Here is a 13,978-nt window from a genome sequence, read left to right on the forward strand (position 1 = left end):
TCCGAATAGCTTGGTGCGCTGCTTGAGGCTTAAAAACAGTTTTCTTCTACACCGTATCCATTGCCACTTCTTGGGTTTTACTTTTTACACCGACTTTCCCAACCACAAATTGCGCCACTTTCCAAATCACCACAGTGACAACTAAAGCGACATAACCGTCTACCGCGTAATGCCAAGCAAGGTGTACGGAAGCGATCATAATTATGATTGCAAAACACCAAAGTAAGATTCCCACCTTTTTGTTGATTTGATACGCGCCCAGAGCCAGCAAAACGGAAGAGGCGACGTGCATACTTGGCATAGCCGATATTCCAGCACCTATGTCTGTACTCCGAGAGGAATATGACTGCCATAAATACTCTTGAAGCTGTGACGTTTCACCGCCGTATATTTGCAATAACCAGAAAGAATCAACTTGGTTAGACAATCGATCCATTAAAGGTAAGTACATGGTCTTATCCGGATACAGTAAGTGCATAAAGCATGGTCCGGCCGAGCTCATTGCGACTGCTAAAATGCCCCCAATAAAAAACCAAGTCATAAAAAATGATAGCAGGTAGGATTGTCGATTGTACTCATTCTTGCAATACCACATGAAGTACAAGAAGCTACCCCAAATCAACAAAAACCAAAGGTTGTAGGCGAAGTTAAAAAACATCGTCCAGTATGAACTAGCAAAAAGCTCATGGGTTAAAACCCAAGGTGATACGCCTCCGTGAAGAAAAAGATCCCATTGATAGAACAATTCATCGAATCTGAAAGCGTGAATATCAGGGATGATCTGCTTAAGGTAGGTATAGTTTGCTAAACAGATATTGAGCAACATCACTCTTGATATAAAGACAACAACGTTACTCGCCGGAGATAGCATCCCTTTCAAGGTAATATAATAAGAATAGAATAATCGCTCTTCTTTCTTTATCAGCATTTTGAAGTAAAAAAAGAAACTCCAAGAAAAGAACAACGCTTTCAAACAGATAGATAGTCTGCCTAAGTAATCACTGAACTGATATTGATAAACGACTTGGTCTTGATAGATGCTATAAATCACATAAGTAACGATGCAAGTCAGCAAAACAAAATAATAAAGGAGCTTATCTTTAATAAGCTCTTGAGCAACTTCATTCAAAGAACTTACTAAGATACGCATAGCGACGCCCCTTTGGTTATCTCATTCGCTAACATCAAAAAACAACTGTTGATGTATCTGTACCTTCACGAACCATCGCTAAAGCACGCTCTAAGTTCTTGTTGGCCATTTCATAGTAAGAAGGATTCTTGTTGATGGCTTGCTGCAAGTAAGGGATCGCTTCACCCGGTTTACCTTGAAGAATCAAGAAATAGCCCACATTATTGAGCGCTTCAGGTTCACTCATGTGCTTATTAAATATAGTTAATGCTTGGCGAGGTTGACCTTTAGCTAAAGATATTAACCCTAAGTTATTGATTGCTCTTTCGTTTGTCGGACTTACACTCAATGCAGCATTAGTAAAATGCGACGCTCTAAAATAGTCTTCAACCATATAATAAGAATAACCTAGGCTCACAAGGGCATTAACGTTGCGGTTATCTATCTCCACTGCTTTTCTAAGTAGAGCCTGGGCAGTTTCATGTTGCCCTTTAACATCAGCAAGCACACCAAGCCCAACATAAGCCTCACTTGGAGAGGACTCATCAAAACGCAACCCTGCGACAGATTCTTTAGATACCGTGTCTTTACTGATATTAGGCTCTCCACCCAAACGAATTTGGTCAGCATTGATCGCTCTCAGGTAATAACTCTCACCGACCTCTTTTTTACCTTGCTTCGTGTTGAGCTTTCCTAGTTCAGCTAATGCACCAATATGATCTGGGTTTTCTGCCAACGATGCTCTAAACGATCGATCAGCCAGCTCGTAGTTCTCTCTGACTAGATGGATTTTGCCTACTGTATATAGCGTCTTATCTTTGTGTTGGGCATTAGGAAAGGCAAGTGAGCGGATGTACTCATAGAGTGCGAGGTCGATATTGTTATTACTCAGCGCTGCATCCCCACGTTGAATGGCTTCCTCCTCTGTAGCCGGAGGCGCATCACTAGTTAAAGACTCAACGGGCTTTCCTGAGTACAAGCTTTTATCAAAGTCCGAATCATTTTGTTGAGAAGAGCACGCTCCAAGTAATATAACAGCCCCGATTAAAATAATTTTGTGAATTTCCATATCCCCTATCCCTCTTTATAAAAAGGCTTCGGCAAGAATAATTAATGCCGGTCCGACTGCGACAATAAAGAAACAAGGCCAAATACAAAGCACCATTGGAAACATCATTTTTACTGGTATCTTTGCAGCCATCTCTTCTAAAGCTTGCTGGCGCTTATCCCGATAGTCCTCCGTATACTCACGTAAAGAGTCGACTAAACTACCACCAATTCGTGATGCATGACTGAGCATGCTGACAAGCCCCATAATTTCCTCAACACCTGTTCTTACCACTAACTCCCTTAGTGCTTCAGGCATTGGCTTACCTGCCTGAATCTTCACGCAAACAGTATCAAGCTCATCTGCCAATTCTGGGTGTGAAATGGCTAACTCGTTGGCTACCCGTCTTAATGCAGCGTTAAAACCCAATCCCGACTCGGTACACACCACCAATAGATCCAACATATCAGCAATACCAGCACGAATATTCTCTTGGCGTTTTTTCACCATCTGTCTTAGCACGATATCTGGAGCAAAAAGTCCCGCCGCAACCGCTAAAATCATGTAGGTATAAAGACGGCCTGTATTGGGAAAAACGATGTAGATAAACATTGCAACCAAAAGACCAATGATAGTGGTAACGGATTTGATAGCGTAAAACAGTGATAACGCGTTACGTTGATGAAACCCTGCGTGCATCAGTTTGTCTTTGGTCGTTTCTCTCTCCTTTTCACTGCTTGGAGAAGTGAGTGGCGCTAAAGACTCCAAGGTATCCATCATTCTAGCGTTCGCTTGGGATTTTCCCTGGGGCTCTCCTGATAACTCTGCCAACTTTCTTTTGATTGGGGAGTTCACTCCCATAAGTAAAGAGCCAATCGTCAGAACAACCAAAATCGTTGCGATCATGATGAACGCCATGATGAGGATTTCTTGATCTATATTGATTTGGGCAAGCCAATCTCTTAATTGTTGTTCATTCATAGCTACACCTTCATGCTGACTATTTTCCGAATCCAAAGGGTGCCAATAAAGAGCGCAACCATCCCCATACCAATCAATTTCACACCTGTAGGTGTATTGTGTAGAGGGGCGATATAATCAGGTTTTGAAATGGCAATAATGATGTACATTGCAAACGGAGCCAGAACAAGAATCCACGCGGACATCCGAGATTCTGCTGAAATGGTTTTGATCTTTCTGGTTAGCTTAAATCGAGCTCGGAGAATGCGAGAGAGCTTTTCAATGTTCTCAATTAAGTTACCACCTGTCTCTTTTTGCATCATTACCGCACTGGCAAAAGCCAACATAGAAATCGTAGGCGTTCTTTCGGTAAGCTGCATAATGGCTAAACGTAAGTCATAGCCATAGTTGAGTAGATTGAAGGTTTTAAGAAACTCCGGCCCGAGAGGCGCTGGCATTTCACGCCCCACTTCCCCAAAGGCTTGATTGATCGGTTGTCCGGCTTGTAACACACGCTTAATAATATCCAGAGCTTCTGGCAGCTGCTCTTCAAACTTCATCAAGCGCTGATCAATTCGCTTTTGAATAAATAGGTACTCACAAACCCAAATAAACAGCATAACGGCAATACAAAGATACCAAGCTTGACCAAAAAATAAGAACAACAACGCAACCGCTATTCCTCCAAGCAACGACGCAAATATAAATTTGCTAAATCCGACATTGATTCCTGCTAACTCTAGCTTTCGTTTGAGGTTGTCAAACATGTCGAACTGAACTAATTGTTGCTCTAAAGGACTCAGATCTTTAAGCGCGCTTGCCCTTAATAAGTTGATGCTTTCTTCATCAACATTTTTCCGACTTTCTTTAATTCTTTTAAGCAGTTGCTTCTGCTTTACCTTTTTACCAGCCGAAGGAAGAATTAATGCCTGACTGATAAATACAACCGACAAAAACAGTAAGAAGAGAAAAATAGGACCTTGGTTTTCCATACTTAACTCCTATCGATTTTCCTCAGTGAACAGTTCAAATGGTACATCAAGGCCACGTTTTATCAGTTGGTCATGACAGCTAGGTACAATGCCTGTCGCTACATAATCACCGATTACATTACCTTCCTTGTCCACCCCTAGTCTTTGAAACTTAAAAATCTGAGACATGGTAATCACATCCCCTTCCATACCATTGATCTCTTCAACACTGACCATCCGACGTTTACCATCTTCTTGGCGTTCCATTTGCACCACCAAGTTAATCGCAGAAGCAATTTGGGCACGTAAGTTTTTCGTCGATACATTCCACCCCGCCATTGAGAACATATTCTCAACTCTTCCAAGCGCATCTCGGGGGGTATTGGCGTGAATGGTCGCAAGCGATCCATCATGACCAGTGTTCATCGCAGAAAGCATATCAACGGCCTCAGCACCACGAACCTCACCTACAACGATTCTATCCGGTCGCATACGTAATGAGTTTTTAACCAACTCTCGCTGGTTAATTTCGCCTTTTCCTTCAATATTTGCCGGACGAGTTTCTAAACGGACAATATGAGGCTGTTGCAATTGAAGCTCAGCCGAGTCTTCAATGGTTACAATTCTTTGGTCTTTAGGAATAAAGCCAGAAAGAATATTCAGGGTAGTGGTTTTACCCGAGCCCGTACCACCAGAGATAAGAATATTGAGTTCACCAACCACTGCTGCTTCCAGGAATCGAGCCATGCCCTCAGAAACAGAGTTTAATTGGAGTAGATTCTCCATGGTTAGGCGATCGACTGCGAAACGGCGAATAGAAACGGATGGGCCATCAATTGCAAGAGGAGGGATAATCGCATTAAAACGAGAGCCATCTTTTAGGCGAGCATCAACCATAGGTGAAGACTCATCAATACGACGACCGACTTGGCTAACAATCCTATCAATGATATTTCTTAAATGGCGGTCATCGAGAAAAGTGTGCGGGGTTTTCTCCAGCTTACCAAATCGCTCAACATACACATCATTATGACCATTCACCAAAATATCTGATATTGATGGGTCTTCTAACAATGGCTCCAAAGGCCCAAGACCAAACACTTCATCTTCAATTTGTTTGATAACACGGCTGCGCGCCTCAGAACTAAGCGCATGCGTCGAATCTTCCGAGATAAGCTGAATCACGGCTTGTTTCAGCTCCGTTTTGGCTCGGTCTTCTTCTAGGTGAGATAACAGTCCCACATCAAGCGTATCAAGCAACTGCTTGTGATAGTAATGTTTAACTGCAAGATCTTGCTCAAGCTGTTTTTTTTGTTCTTCAACTGCTTTTAGCTTTGCTTCTAGTGGTGAAAGAGAATCAGCACTTTCTGTTTCTACTTCTTCTTGCTCTACCACTTCGACGTCAAGCTTGGCTTCCTCTTCTTGCGCTAGTTCAGAAAAACTTGCCCCAACACTTTTTCGTTTAAAAAACATAGCCCCCTCCTTGGCTTATGAAAAGAATTTCTTAAACCAGCTTTTTTCATCCTCTTTTGGGTTCTCTAGTAAATGTGATATCTCTGCTAGAGATGCTTTTATTGCACTATTTTTCTTCGATTGAACGATTGGGTTACCTAAATTGGCACACTCTAACGCTAAAGAAAAATTATTGGGTACAATATGAATTGAACGCCCTTTAATCGTACTCTCAATATCTTTTACCGATATCTCTGCTTTTTTATCAAAGCGATTTACGATTACCTCAATATTATGGGCGCCAACACTATAATCTAACTCCAAAATCCTTGCGTAATTAGATGCGTGCTTTATTGACGTTACATTTTGTTGAACGACCAAAAATACATGTGTCGCTGGAGATATAATCTGTTGGAATGTATGATCGATACCATGAGACATATCAACGATAATATGGGAATAAAATTGTCTCAATAACGGTAATAACTTACTGATCCCAGCAGCACATTTGAAATTATCTTTGATATTTTCTTGATTAAAACAGAGGTAATTTAATCCTGATGAGTGCCTAAATATTAATGTATCCAACGATAACTCATCGAGATCTGATATTTGCTCGACTACATCATTGATGCTGTACTTTGGCTTACAGTTTAAGTAATCTGCCGCGTCACTAAACTGCATATCCAGATCGACAAGTAATACTTTACTCTGCACGTAGCTTGCCAATTCAATCGCAGAATTCAAAGCTAATGTAGTTGCCCCGGCACCACCTTTCGTATTGATAAACAGCGTCAAATCACCCATCTTTTTACTAAAGATTTTTTCTTCAGCCGTCGTTTTTAAGAGAGGATATATCTCTTCAAAGTCAAACTTTTTAGAAAAATAGTCTGATGCTCCCAGCTTTAACGCCATTTTAAGTGAAGCAGTATCATGCTCTTCACCAAACACGATAAGTGATGTATTTGATTGCTGTAAGTTACTGTCGTTAGAGTAGACATGTGCAATTTTTTGCGCCCATCCATCCCCTGTTTCGACATAAACCAGGTCCGGACTTTGCTTGCTCTTCACATTCTCTTGAACAAAGAGCTTTAACTCGATCCACTCTATATTTACATTCAAGCACTCAGACAGTTCAGCGATCATATGTGCTTTGAATTCTGCAGATGAATAAACAACCCAAATAATCAAATTTGTCTTCAAAGTTTTACTACGATCGCTTGCAATTTTTATTGGTTTCAACACGTTGCTACTCCCTCAGCAGTTCGTAATAACATCCGTTCCCTCTGGCCTTAAAATTCCAAGGCTCTCAGCAGGAAGGATGGTTTCAAAATTTGGTGTTGTTCCTATAGCATTAATCAAAAATGATAATACGACAAACTGAAAGCTATAATTTATTGCTCGTGCTTTAACGTATTTGATCTGTGTTAATGTTGCATCGAGCACTGTCGAATCCGCCATTGGCGTACTCAAAAAACCAGATACGTCTACAGTATTACCATTTTGGTCTAAATAGGTAATTTCCAAATTATTAGCATTAAACCCCGATGGGTAGATACTCACTACCGCAGGCATTGACGGAATATCATCCCTATCGGCGACATAACAAACTGTCGCCAAACGTGCAGCTCTTCTGGTTACTTCATTTACCATTTGTACTGAATAAAAGTAAGCCGCAAATTCCAGGATAACGAAGATAACGATTAGTACACTGACTGCAATAATCGAAAATTCGACTTGAGTAACCCCTTTCTGTTTTGACAATAGCGTCCTCATGGCCCCGTCCTCATCTTGGCTGATGCTCCAATCGAAAACTGAAGAGATTCATTGGAAAACGGTAAACTGGAAAATAATGGTGTGTAATTATAAGTAGCAGAAAGCGTCACTTCTTTATTCGCCACCGTTGGTTGCGTCACCACGATATCATCAACACCAATCAAGTCGATAATAGGTGAACCTGCTGCTGCTGGATTACCGTAAATAACAACATTTTTAATATTGGACTCTTCAGCTATTGCATCAAAGTTCAGCGTACCGTAAGTGTCCACAACGGCGTACCTCGCACCGTTTTGTAGCGCTTTGTTCACTTGAGTGTATTGGATAAATGCCCGCCCAACATCCATAACTAGCACTGCTAGCATCAGTAGCACTGGTAACGTAATAATAAACTCAATAGCAGCCAACCCTTGACTGTGACTTGGTTTACCTACCTTTCTAACACTACACTTCATTGGATTTCTCAATATCATCATGATTCTCCACTTAGCGGATCATCATAGAGCTGAATACGATATGGTCCCTTATCTGTAGGGTTATTACCCGTGGCGCCATTGTTGATCATGCAGTCATAAAGAAATTGACCAAAAATCGATGCTTGACCTGAGTTTTCAACCCGCTGAAGTAGAAAGAAGCAGCCAAACCCCAAAACATCAAAGTCGGTCTTACCAGTAGAGTCTTCTGTACAATCAACAATCGGCACCCGTAATATTCTTCGACCACTCTGTCCCGCATCACCTAGATAGTCATTACCAGAGCAACTTCCTCCGTTTTCACAACCACTCAGCTCATTAAGGTAATCCGCGTAATACAAGTCCCCCGAGTAAGTCCCTCCTTCCTGCATCAAAATATTAGGTTCTCTTATATATTTATCAGGCAGGACTGTTCCGTCATTCTGAATTGGACCAGAGAAATCATTGAGCCTTGTATTCAAACCTTGAGCAACTGGACCAATACTGTTACCCGGCTTGGTAGTTACGGTAGTCCCAACTGCTGCACAACCGTTGTAAGCCCCAGCTAAAGCTTGTCGAACTAAAGCGGAACCACCGCCACTATTACCATCACTATCACCTCCACTCCCTACATCACCGGTACTGAAGTCTAGTAGCTGGAAATTCCCAGGGCCCATATCGGTATTGTCCTGATCCCCAACTTTCAGTTCGTGAATCAACGATGGATCAGAATCTGTATTTGGATTATAGCCGTCAGGGTTATAGCCCCATACCGCATCAGCCCCAGCAGTTGGATCACCACACATTGCAACTGGGGTTATATTGCAGGTATACGCAATAGCAGCGCTGCGTCCTGCTACGGCACTGGCAGAAACATTCTTATTGCCCCCAAAGATGTAACTCAGATACTGGGTCAACGGCATCTCCGTCACAGCGACACGAACGTAGATATCGTCATCCTCTGGTAATGTAAAAAAAGCCGCGTCGACCCAACTTTGCCTATCAGCAGAAAATGTCACAGCTGAGTTGCCGGTTGTAAACGTCATTTCACTGTTACCAGATGATGCCGCAAAGCTATTTAGCATCGCTATCGCAGCCGTTTCGGCTTGAGTCACATCCAGTGTATTATCAGCCACTACCGCCCCAGCTAAAGCGGCTGAATCTACTGCATTTTGTAATCGTGCTTTATTTAGTATTTGATGGTTAATATCGATTGCAAATGCTGCCATGGCTAAAATGAACAACATCAACAAACTCACTAACACCAGAACGATACCACTTTGCTTCGTTCTGGATGAGGCATTGCCTTTTATTAGCATAGCCCACTCCTTAAGCAGTAAGTTCTGCTTAGTCTTTGTCTTTGGCTATCCCATTATTGTTGTAAACCTCAAGACTTACTTGTGAACGCTCTCCGCTGCCTTCTGGCAAATAACCTAAGTTCTCTTGCCACGCATCAGGATTGAGTGTTTGTTCTGCTCGTAATTGGCTTACTGAGATTCCAAGCTCTGGTTCATTCGCACAGCCCAAGAGCCCCAGAGATGCAACAAAAATGAACAATAGGAATAATTTTTTCATCCTGACTCCTCCTATAAACTGTGTCCAAATTTACCCTCGGAACCACCTTCCGAAACGTTGTAATCAATAACATTGAGATCAAGCTGATCATCACTATTCAGTTTGTATCTATCAAAATCGAGTTGCGCACCTTTACCCAATAAATAGAACTCCACATCATTTGGGCTAACAAAACCGTCTGTCGGTAACGTTACTCTTCTTCTGTCAATTGGCTTGGCTAATCTTGGGGTGACTAAAATTACCAGTTCAGTCTCGCCGGATGTGAATTCTTCACTTTTAAACAGTCGACCAAGCACTGGAATATCACTTGCTCCTGGGATACCACTATCCACATTCCGAGCGTTTTCGCTTAACAGACCTGCAATACCGATAGTTTGTCCATCTGCAAGTTCTAACGTCGTTCCCGCACTACGTTTAGTGATTGGAGGAATAAAGAATGCAGCATTCACTTCACCAGGGCTAAAGGTTAATACCCCCGAGTTAGCAATTTCACTGACATTAACATTCATCTTTAAGTTGATTTTTTTATCACTAAGAATGTATGGGACAAAATCTAATGCGACCCCGTACTCTTTGTAATCAATGGTAATACCATCGTCATTCGGTACTGGTATAGGGAACTCACCACCAGCAATAAATTCAGCTTGTGTACCACTCAGTGCAGTCAGGCTTGGTTCCGCAAGCACTTTCGCTACGCCATTTTGCTTAGCGACATCCAGTGCAAAGGTAAATAGAGTGTTGCTGTCAATAAATGAGCCAAGAAAACCGAACTCATTCACACCAGGCGCATTGAGAATAGGCTGAATGATCCCGTCAATACCCTGGATATCACCCCCTACCGTTGTTGCCCCCCAGGTAAAATCACCACTTTTTTGAAAGAAATGGAAATTGGAATCAAAGCGGCGTACTAGGCTACGTTGCACTTCCGCAACAGTCACTTCCAAAGTTACTTGCTGTGCACCACCAATAGACAAAAGGTTGATAACAGGGCTTTCATGTACTTTGTCATCATCATTACTGTCTTTTTCCTTATCCACCGCATCGCCTACAGCAAAGGTTTCGGCAACTTTAATAGCGGTGTCCATATTTTGCTGACTACTTACTAAGCCACGTAGCACGATTTTTTCTTGCGCACTGTGTACTTCAATACTTTCGTTCGGTAAGAACTGATACAGTTTTGCTTTAAGGCTATTCAGATCATGGGTGACTTCAACATTAAAGGACTCAATGAGCCGACCTCTACTGTCCCAAACAGAAACATTCGTCGTCCCTAGTTTTTTACCAATGAGAAACAGCTCATTGGATCTCAATATCAAAAGATCTAATACTGCAGGATCCCCCAGCGTTACTTTCTTCGCCTTTCCCGAGATCATTAGTTGAGTTGACTGATGATGCGGTACAGTAACGATTTTTCCAGACTGCGCTGCTACCGCGTTAACAGAAAAACAGATAAGAAGTAACTGACAAAAAATAAGAATTGTTCTTTTCATAAGTCACCTAATTACTTACTCGGACATTTGATGCCTGAGTTCCCTTAATTACCGTCACGCTAGGTCGCGGTGTATAACGTTTTTTCGCAATTGGTTTATCGACCTCGTGAGGGTTCCTTAGCGCTAATTGGATCTTTCCTTTACTATTTTCTGTAAGCAGTTTTTCCGCTTCTTTCGGTGTCACTTCCAACGTGACCGCTCGCACAATGACTGGCTTGTTGTCTTTAGTTTTTGCTGTTTGGTCAACGGCCAACACCTTGATATTTTTAAGAACTGTGGTTGTATTCGCTCTTTTCCCCTTCCCATCGCCGATGGTATTAAGAATATCCACCTTATTCCCCGGTAATAGGAAACCAGCAACACCAATAACGTCATTAACCCTTATTGTTACGGCACGTTTGCTTTCTGGGATTAGTGCCGCGAGCGTTGCTCCTTCACCGGGTAGTGCCAAACGCTCTGGCTGAACCATCTCTCCATCGTAAATGGTTGTAGCAACGATTCTTCCAACGGCTTGTTCTGGTACTTTTAGCGTGCTCTCTTTAATCCAATCCACTTCCATTAATTTCGTGGTCAAATGACGTTCTTCAACAACAGTACCCGGCTCTAACTCCATAGCAGCAATTAACACAGGATGGCGCTCAACCTCTTCGAGCTCTACCGTTGGTTGATTTTGTCCATCAAGCCACTGCTTCGCTATCATCACGGCTCCCAGTCCAAACACAATCGAGAGTAATAACAGCATAACTATCTGTATCCGACTCATAATTCTCTATCTCCCTATTCATCAACAGTAAAGTAGAGTTCCCAAGCTCTTCGCAGTACATCTGCGTCAACTTCACTGTTACGCCCCTCAAACAATAAAATATCCCTGCTAATACCCAACAAATCTTTAGGTAAACAAGGGTAGAAAGCTTTACCACTTTCGCTATGAAGGCCCATTAATGTGTCGATAATCCCTTCCTTAAGTGAAAGTTTTTTGTTTTTAGCGGTTTCGTATAGAAGTGAAACATAATCGTCATGCTCGAGCGGACGAAATTCCACTTTGTACCCAAGTCTTCTGAGAAAGGCAGGATCGGCAATTGAGCTTGGTGGTAAATTGGATGAAAACGCTAACGTCAACATAAACGGCACTGTAATTTGTTGACCATTGGGTAAAGCGAGATGATCGAAGAAGTACTCCATTGGTACAATCCAACGGTTAAGAATGGCATCCACCGGCATAGGTTGACGACCTAAGTCATCAATAACCAATATCCCGTTATTCGCCATCATTTGTAGTGGAGCAATCCAAATACGATTATGTTCACTATGATTCACTTCCAACATCTCCATCGTGAGCTCACCACCCACTTGGATATTAGGTCGTTCACATAGCACCCACCTCTTGTCGTAGTGTCGTTCTAACTTGATACTCAATCGCGCATGGTTATCATCTAGTCTACGGTGGTGGTGTTCCGAATAGACTTTGATGACGTTTCCGTCAGCGTAGACCGCGTAAGGGATAAAAACTGACGTATTCATCGCATTCAATACGCGAGCAGCCACATAACTCTTACCTGTCCCTGCATGGCCATAAAGTAGCAATGCCCTACCAGAGTTAATGGCTGGGCCCAAGATTGGAATCAGCCGTTCAGAGCCATAAACATCATGTAGCGCTCTATCAACATCCTTCCTCTCAATTGGATACTTGCGGATATCTTGCGCCTCAACTACTGCCCAATATTCTTCTAAAGAAACAGGAACAGGCCCAATATATGCATCCTTGCGAAACGCGAGTTCCGCTTCAGCCATACCAAGCTCAGTGAGTCCGTAGCGAACATTAGAATAAGAGTGATGCGTTTGATCTGTGACAGGTTGATACACTTCAACCCAACTGCGACGTCTTAGTTGAGCCAGTGCGTTTTCAACAATATGAGAGACAACACACAATCGGCTAGTCAACTCGACTAGGTCGCATTTTGGGTAAGCGGATAAGTGCTTCAGAACCAGGTTCTCTAGAACAGCGGGTGGCACCCCTAGAGCCTCTTCTGATGCTGGCACTTTCGGTGGCGTAATTTGTGGCACAAGTTTTTCCAAGCAAACAGAGCCCATGCGACCTCCCTATCACAGGCAACTTCATTACTTATCAGAAGCGCAAGATTCTCTTGTCTACTAATAAATGTAAGAGTAATAAGCTAAGCCAATAACAATGACAGGAGCGAATGGGATAACTAAATGAGACTCGTGCCTAAAGCCTGGTGTGGCTTTTCGTAAGCAGTAGCCCCTCACCTGATGCGACAATGGTTTGTCATTACTTGCAATATGTAGAGCAGCATAAAACAGCCCAACAATCCCTCCGGCAAGAATAACCCACATCATCGCGTCCCCAATACGACTTAACCCCAACCATACACCTACAACAGCCAACAATTTGACGTCTCCACCAGCCATGACCCTCAACATAAACAAACCAAAGCAGATGAAGAATGTAACGACGCCCCCTTTGACGTGATCGAACCAATCCGTACTAGGGGTGCTTATGAGTGAAGCAACAACAACTAAAAATAAAACTAAAACATACTTGTTAGGAATGCGGTGCCTCTGTGCATCAGAGACACCAATAGCAATCAACAATCCCCAAACAAGCAGATCCATTTCAGACCAACTGTTATTGAGAGCTAATCGCTGTAGCAACTGATGTAAATTTGGTAGCTAGAGTACTCCAGAAACCAATATTAAGCAGTGCAGCCACAATCAGTGCAGCACCTAGAATATATTCCAGCAGCGTTAGACCTTCTTCGTCTTCAATGAAGTCATTGAATAATTTGCGTACAGATTCCATTTGTAGTCCCCTCATAATTCCCGTTGTAAATGACGTATTTGCAAAGCAACCTGCGCCATGAGTTAACAGTAGGACAAACGAAAAATTGACGGTTAGGACTTTTTTGCTAACGATTAGGACTTTTTTGCTAATTAATATTTATATTAACTCATAGCTATACGTTGAATATCTAGATATTAGATCTCTATCCATATCACACTTGCACAACTGCTTAATAGTTCTACACTTAATGCTGACATGATGGCTAATACTCGACGAAAGAAATATAAAAACAAACGTGGAATTAGATCACTCAGGCTTTCAA

General features: G+C 42.3%; 15 protein-coding genes. All 15 read right to left on the reverse strand.

Annotated features, from left to right (window positions below; genetic code table 11):
- Positions 1–46 precede the first annotated feature (46 nt).
- Genes ACTS60_RS13300 through ACTS60_RS13370 form a run of 15 tightly spaced genes read right to left on the reverse strand, consistent with a single transcriptional unit; the run spans position 47 to position 13,674 of the window.
- Positions 47–1,150, reverse strand: coding sequence for a phosphatase PAP2 family protein (locus ACTS60_RS13300; RefSeq protein ID WP_440888623.1), 1,104 nt, complete (start codon positions 1,148–1,150; stop codon positions 47–49).
- A gap of 34 nt (positions 1,151–1,184) precedes the next feature.
- Complete coding sequence (locus tag ACTS60_RS13305) at positions 1,185–2,198, reverse strand: tetratricopeptide repeat protein (RefSeq protein ID WP_440888624.1); 1,014 nt, start codon at positions 2,196–2,198, stop codon at positions 1,185–1,187.
- A 15-nt stretch (positions 2,199–2,213) separates the two neighbouring features.
- Complete coding sequence (locus ACTS60_RS13310; protein ID WP_440888625.1) at positions 2,214–3,158, reverse strand: type II secretion system F family protein; 945 nt, start codon at positions 3,156–3,158, stop codon at positions 2,214–2,216.
- 2 nt (positions 3,159–3,160) lie between these two features.
- Positions 3,161–4,129, reverse strand: a complete 969-nt coding sequence (locus tag ACTS60_RS13315; RefSeq protein WP_440888626.1) for a type II secretion system F family protein — start codon at positions 4,127–4,129, stop codon at positions 3,161–3,163.
- 9 nt (positions 4,130–4,138) lie between these two features.
- Positions 4,139–5,581 (reverse strand): CpaF family protein, encoded by a 1,443-nt coding sequence (locus ACTS60_RS13320; protein WP_440888627.1) that lies wholly within the window; start codon positions 5,579–5,581, stop codon positions 4,139–4,141.
- A 15-nt stretch (positions 5,582–5,596) separates the two neighbouring features.
- Entirely contained in the window at positions 5,597–6,805 is a 1,209-nt protein-coding gene (locus tag ACTS60_RS13325; RefSeq protein WP_440888628.1) for an AAA family ATPase, read from the reverse strand.
- 12 nt (positions 6,806–6,817) lie between these two features.
- Positions 6,818–7,336 carry a TadE/TadG family type IV pilus assembly protein gene (locus ACTS60_RS13330; RefSeq protein ID WP_440888629.1) on the reverse strand — a complete coding sequence of 173 codons (519 nt, stop codon included), beginning with the start codon at positions 7,334–7,336 and terminating at the stop codon, positions 6,818–6,820.
- Positions 7,333–7,791: a TadE/TadG family type IV pilus assembly protein gene (locus ACTS60_RS13335; RefSeq protein WP_440888630.1), complete on the reverse strand. Its 459-nt coding sequence runs from the start codon at positions 7,789–7,791 to the stop codon at positions 7,333–7,335. Before ACTS60_RS13335 ends, ACTS60_RS13330 begins: the two co-directional genes overlap by 4 nt.
- 17 nt (positions 7,792–7,808) lie before the next feature.
- Positions 7,809–9,107: a pilus assembly protein TadG-related protein gene (locus ACTS60_RS13340; RefSeq protein ID WP_440888631.1), complete on the reverse strand. Its 1,299-nt coding sequence runs from the start codon at positions 9,105–9,107 to the stop codon at positions 7,809–7,811.
- Positions 9,108–9,135: 28 nt separating this feature from the next.
- Positions 9,136–9,363, reverse strand: a complete 228-nt coding sequence (locus tag ACTS60_RS13345; protein ID WP_440888632.1) for a hypothetical protein — start codon at positions 9,361–9,363, stop codon at positions 9,136–9,138.
- A gap of 11 nt (positions 9,364–9,374) precedes the next feature.
- Positions 9,375–10,853 carry a type II and III secretion system protein family protein gene (locus ACTS60_RS13350; protein WP_440888633.1) on the reverse strand — a complete coding sequence of 493 codons (1,479 nt, stop codon included), beginning with the start codon at positions 10,851–10,853 and terminating at the stop codon, positions 9,375–9,377.
- A gap of 7 nt (positions 10,854–10,860) precedes the next feature.
- Positions 10,861–11,616: a Flp pilus assembly protein CpaB gene (cpaB, locus tag ACTS60_RS13355; RefSeq protein WP_440888634.1), complete on the reverse strand. Its 756-nt coding sequence runs from the start codon at positions 11,614–11,616 to the stop codon at positions 10,861–10,863.
- A gap of 14 nt (positions 11,617–11,630) precedes the next feature.
- Entirely contained in the window at positions 11,631–12,944 is a 1,314-nt protein-coding gene (locus tag ACTS60_RS13360) for an AAA family ATPase (protein WP_440888635.1), read from the reverse strand.
- 60 nt (positions 12,945–13,004) lie between these two features.
- On the reverse strand, positions 13,005–13,487 hold the full coding sequence (locus ACTS60_RS13365; RefSeq protein WP_440888636.1) for an A24 family peptidase: 483 nt from the start codon (positions 13,485–13,487) through the stop codon (positions 13,005–13,007).
- A gap of 13 nt (positions 13,488–13,500) precedes the next feature.
- Positions 13,501–13,674 (reverse strand): Flp family type IVb pilin, encoded by a 174-nt coding sequence (locus tag ACTS60_RS13370; RefSeq protein ID WP_010449993.1) that lies wholly within the window; start codon positions 13,672–13,674, stop codon positions 13,501–13,503.
- Between the last annotated feature and the right edge of the window lie 304 nt (positions 13,675–13,978).

The organism is Vibrio sp. WZ-1 (assembly GCF_052037695.1).
Classification (GTDB): domain Bacteria; phylum Pseudomonadota; class Gammaproteobacteria; order Enterobacterales; family Vibrionaceae; genus Vibrio.

Excerpts from the sequence above, each read along its gene's own strand:
- ACTS60_RS13330 (WP_440888629.1), bottom strand. The coding sequence starts at position 7,336 with ATGAGGACGCTATTGTCAAAACAGAAAGGGGTTACTCAAGTCGAATTT.
- ACTS60_RS13315 (WP_440888626.1), bottom strand. The coding sequence starts at position 4,129 with ATGGAAAACCAAGGTCCTATTTTTCTCTTCTTACTGTTTTTGTCGGTT.
- ACTS60_RS13365 (WP_440888636.1), bottom strand. The coding sequence starts at position 13,487 with ATGGATCTGCTTGTTTGGGGATTGTTGATTGCTATTGGTGTCTCTGAT.
- ACTS60_RS13370 (WP_010449993.1), bottom strand. The coding sequence starts at position 13,674 with ATGGAATCTGTACGCAAATTATTCAATGACTTCATTGAAGACGAAGAA.
- ACTS60_RS13345 (WP_440888632.1), bottom strand. The coding sequence starts at position 9,363 with ATGAAAAAATTATTCCTATTGTTCATTTTTGTTGCATCTCTGGGGCTC.
- ACTS60_RS13340 (WP_440888631.1), bottom strand. The coding sequence starts at position 9,107 with ATGCTAATAAAAGGCAATGCCTCATCCAGAACGAAGCAAAGTGGTATC.
- ACTS60_RS13335 (WP_440888630.1), bottom strand. The coding sequence starts at position 7,791 with ATGAAGTGTAGTGTTAGAAAGGTAGGTAAACCAAGTCACAGTCAAGGG.
- ACTS60_RS13300 (WP_440888623.1), bottom strand. The coding sequence starts at position 1,150 with ATGCGTATCTTAGTAAGTTCTTTGAATGAAGTTGCTCAAGAGCTTATT.
- ACTS60_RS13310 (WP_440888625.1), bottom strand. The coding sequence starts at position 3,158 with ATGAATGAACAACAATTAAGAGATTGGCTTGCCCAAATCAATATAGAT.
- cpaB (WP_440888634.1), bottom strand. The coding sequence starts at position 11,616 with ATGAGTCGGATACAGATAGTTATGCTGTTATTACTCTCGATTGTGTTT.
- ACTS60_RS13360 (WP_440888635.1), bottom strand. The coding sequence starts at position 12,944 with ATGGGCTCTGTTTGCTTGGAAAAACTTGTGCCACAAATTACGCCACCG.
- ACTS60_RS13350 (WP_440888633.1), bottom strand. The coding sequence starts at position 10,853 with ATGAAAAGAACAATTCTTATTTTTTGTCAGTTACTTCTTATCTGTTTT.
- ACTS60_RS13320 (WP_440888627.1), bottom strand. The coding sequence starts at position 5,581 with ATGTTTTTTAAACGAAAAAGTGTTGGGGCAAGTTTTTCTGAACTAGCG.
- ACTS60_RS13305 (WP_440888624.1), bottom strand. The coding sequence starts at position 2,198 with ATGGAAATTCACAAAATTATTTTAATCGGGGCTGTTATATTACTTGGA.